The following is a 4283-nucleotide window of genomic DNA, read 5'->3' on the forward strand; positions in this document are numbered from 1 at the left end:
GCGCCCCTGCACCACCAACTGGACCGCGTCGGCTTTGAACTCCGGCGTGAACGTCCTGCGATTCGTAGACATGATTCCCTGTCGTGCCTTCCTGGTAACGACTGTCTACGAGAAGTGTCACACCCCAATTACACGGTGAATGCGGCCAGTGGTTTCCCGATCATCACTGGCGATGACGAGCGCCCGGTGAACAATGCTGTGCCGGCGTGGGATGTTGCTGCGGGGCTCTATGTTTCCAACGGGATCATTGCTGCCGAGCTTGATCGTCGTTCCTCGGGCAAGGGGCAGGAGATTACGCTGGCTTTGTCGGATGTCATGCTCGCGACCGTCGGCAATCTTGGCTACATCGCCGAGGTGCAGGCGACGGGGAAGACCCGTGATGCTTTGGGCAACGGGTTGTACGGGGCGTATGGTCAGTCGTTCGAGTGCGCGGATGGCCGACAGGTGATGGTCGTCGTGATCTCGAACAAGCATTGGCGAGGTCTGGGCAACGCGACAGGGTTGAGCGAGAAGTTGGAGATGATCGGTCCGCTGCTCGATGTCGACCTGAACACTGAGGGCGGTCGGTTCGAGGCGCGGGAAGCCATCGACGCGGTGGTGCGGCCGTGGTTCACGAAGCACACTGCCGCGGAAGCTGAGGCTGCATTGGCTGAAGCAGGGGTTCTCGTCGGCGGGTTCCAAACGTTCGAGGAACTGGTCAATTCAGATCCACGGTGCTCGACGGAGAATCCGATGCTCACCGAAATCGATCAGCCGGGAGTCGGGCGGGTGCTGGCTTCTCGTGTGCCGTTGAAGTTCGGTGGGACGCCTGTGGCGGATGCTGTGCCTGCGCCGCAACTGGGTGGCGACACAAACTTTGTTCTGGCGGACCTGGCCGATCGGTAGGCTCACGTGGCACCGGAAATGAACGCGGTGAACGTTGCCCACCTAGTGGTTTCCAGGGTGCGGCATACAGTCTTTCACCGAACCGCGACGCAGAATTCTCTGACCGGGGCTATCTGTTAGAAACGCCGAGTGGATCCCCCAGGAAGACCTGCCTGCCTATGTCAGTGCCGACCCATATGCTCACGGTTATACGAAGCTAAGCTGCGCGCAAGACACGACACAGCTAAGATGAGCCTGTGTTGAAAGGTGCAGTTCGGGGTGCACATGTATCTCGCGAAGCCCGATCTACGGCGGCACGGCGACACGATCTAAGGCAGGGAGAAAGGCGTTCGAGATGACGATGCAGATGGAAGATAGCAGGGCGACGCATCCGCACGACGCTTCAGTGAAGACGTTCCGGATGGGCGAGCTGTTTTCAGGTCCTGGAGGCCTTGGAGTAGGCGCGCATCTGGCCTCGAATGAGCACGGCAAGATCGTTCATCAATGGGCTACTGATTATGACGAGGACACCTGCCGAACGTATGCATCGAACTTAGTCGGAGACGAAGCGGCGAGTTCGGTGGTGCACGCGGATATTCGCAAGTTGGACTACGAAGAGTTGGCGAAGCTCGGGGATATCGATGGCCTTTCGTTCGGCTTTCCCTGCAACGATTTCAGTCTCGTAGGAGAGCGAAAAGGGTTTGAAGGAGAATTCGGCCCACTTTACACCTACGGAATCAAAGCACTCGAACGATTCCAGCCGGACTGGTTCTTGGCTGAGAATGTAGGAGGAATTCGGGCTGATGGCGGAGCTACGCTCCGCAAGATCTTCGGAGACATGGTCGATGCTGGTTATCGAATCTACCCGCACTACTACAAGTTTGAAAAGTACGGGGTTCCCCAGGCTCGGCACCGCATGATCGTTGTCGGAATCCGCAAAGACATCGATGTTGAATACAAGGTGCCCAGTCCGGAGGCATACGCTGAATCAGATGTATCAGCTGGTACAGCACTAGCTGATATCCCGGAGTGGGCGGCTAATCAGGAACCTACCCGACAGTCACAGAGAGTGATCGAACGGCTCAACCACATCCCCGCCGGGGGCAATGCATGGGTTGCTGATATGCCCGAACATCTTCAGATCAACACTCGGACAAAACTTTCATCGATCTATCGTCGACTGAGCTCGGATAAGCCTTCTTACACTGTTACGGGATCAGGCGGCGGCGGCACTCATATCTACCATTGGTCAGAGCCTCGAGCTCTCACAAATCGTGAGCGTGCGCGCCTCCAAACATTCCCCGATTCCTTCGTCTTCAAAGGAACCAAGGAGTCGGTGCGCAAGCAGATCGGCATGGCCGTACCACCCAAGGGTGCGAAGGTGATCTTCGACGCAATTCTCAATAGTTTCGCTGGAATCGACTACCCCAATATTGAGCCCTCATTGACAAAGTACATTCCGAGCTGAGCAGAAACATCAGTCCGCGATAGGCTTCGAGCATGGTGACTAGAGACTATTGGATGCTTTCGAGGCCGCAACGGAAGCTCTACCGTTTGCCTCTCACCGTTGCCGCGCTCAATGAAGCAGCCGGTGAGTCGGAGTGGGGTGGAAACCGTGAGAGTCACATCGCTTTCGAAGAGATCCTCGAGCGAGAAGGAATCAAACGTCCGGGTGCGCGAAGGGACGGAACGGGTTCAGGCGGACGGACGCATGCGGTTCTGGTGCGCAGTCTTGGCTTGGCGTTCAATTCTTCCGAAACCGGACGACTTGAGCTGACTCTAGCTGGGACTGCCCTGGCGGAGGGAGAGAACCCGTCCGCGATTCTGAAACATCAGGTGATGAAATTCCAGTACCCGTCTGTGTATTCGACGTCGCGCGGTGTTGATATCTCGCGATCTTTCAAACTCCGCCCTTTTGTGCTTTTGCTCCGCCTGCTTCTTCACCCTGAGCTAGGCGGCTACCTAGCGCAGGACGAAGTCGCCAAAGTGGTGATCTTGACTGGTACCGGTGACAGCGGAGCTGATGCTGAACGAGTAGCCGCGGAGATAAAGAAATATCGTTCAGTAGGAATCAACGAACTCGAGTTCGTCGAGAGATTCGGTAAACGTGGAGATACCTTCAATAAGCTCGTAAAGCGGCTCGGCTACATCGCAAATACTGTCTTCAATTGGCTCGAAATTACTGGCACGATAGACCGTTTGCCGGGCCAGGTTGAACTGTCTTCGAAGGGCAGAGTTGAAGCAGCCAATCTGATCGAGGAATATGGCCGCACCAAACTGATTTCCAATCCCGAAGATGAGGACAAGTTCCAGCGTGCATATGGACTCCCTCCGGGAAAGACAAAGGACACCAGAAATCTGAGTGGTGCTCCGAGCATTTCGCGCATGGAGTTTGTGCGCCGCCAGGTAACCACGAAGTTGACGAGAATGTCAGAGCAAGAACTGCTGGTAGACGGCGCGACTTCAGACATTGTCGCGCGGCTTGTCGAAGAGACCGGTTTTGACCACGCTGAGGTTGCAAAGGTTGCGGCGAAGGTGCTTGGGACAGACCGGACACTGGATAACTTCCTATACAGCTACCAGTCGTTGCCCCACTCTACGGCCAAAGATGCGCCTCGGAAGTTCGAACAGGCTACTGCCGAACTCTTTCGGCGTGTTTTCAAACTGGATGCGGAGTGCGTCGGACAAACCGGGCGTGAGCCAGATGTCGTAGTCACTAAGCCTGGAGAGTGGCGAGGAATCGTCGATACAAAGGCCTACAGTGGTGATTACTCGCTTCCCTCTTCTCACGAACGAGCTATGCGTGAGTATGTGGAAACTTACCGCGCAGCGCCGGGCGCTCCGCTGAGGTTCTGGGTATTCATTGCTGCTTCCGTTTCGAAAGGTGCAAGACACCGAGTTCGGCAGCTGGCCGACCTCGTTGACAGTCCAGGTGCTGTGATCGGAATGTTGGCCTGGACTGAAATGATTCGGTTTGCTCAAAAGGGCAAGATTGATTCTGAACGCATGGCGGATCTGTTTGCGCTGAACAGCGAATTGACGATGGAAGACCTGAAGAAAGTTCTGAGCACAGATCGCGACGTGTCCCTCGGCTAGTAGGCGAAGTTGCAAAGGGCCATCGGCGAATCAGTTTGGCGAGTGCAGACTGGACGAAACAAAAGTCCTTCTTTCACACCTGGAAACCGCAATATTTCGTGCCCGGCGGAAGACGATGCTCCCATCTGAGCTGATTGATTGCGATAAAGAACCTGTGTGGTTGAATCAGCCTGCGTTCCAAAACAGGGAATTGATCGATATCGGGCTCTTCGCAGCTGAGAGTGTAGTCGGGTTGGGCGCGTCGGTGCCTGGATAGGGGTCGAGGCCCTCCGAGGATGGAAGTTCTGACACTGCCCATCCTGAGGACCTCGACATGGATCACG

General features: G+C 55.9%; 3 protein-coding genes. All 3 read left to right on the plus strand.

The features are described 5' to 3' along the window. Positions 1 to 885: CoA transferase (locus tag AACX88_RS17325; RefSeq protein ID WP_339394113.1), on the plus strand; the 885-nt coding region annotated here is incomplete at its 5' end. 334 nt (positions 886 to 1219) lie between these two features. Continuing rightward, entirely contained in the window at positions 1220 to 2332 is a 1113-nt protein-coding gene (locus tag AACX88_RS17330) for a DNA cytosine methyltransferase (protein WP_339394114.1), read from the plus strand. Between the two features lie 32 nt (positions 2333 to 2364). After that, on the plus strand, positions 2365 to 3960 hold the full coding sequence (locus tag AACX88_RS17335; protein ID WP_339394115.1) for a restriction endonuclease FokI C-terminal domain-containing protein: 1596 nt from the start codon (positions 2365 to 2367) through the stop codon (positions 3958 to 3960). Positions 3961 to 4283 lie beyond the last annotated feature (323 nt).

This window comes from Brevibacterium metallidurans, from assembly GCF_037101285.1.
Lineage (GTDB): Bacteria > Actinomycetota > Actinomycetes > Actinomycetales > Brevibacteriaceae > Brevibacterium > Brevibacterium metallidurans.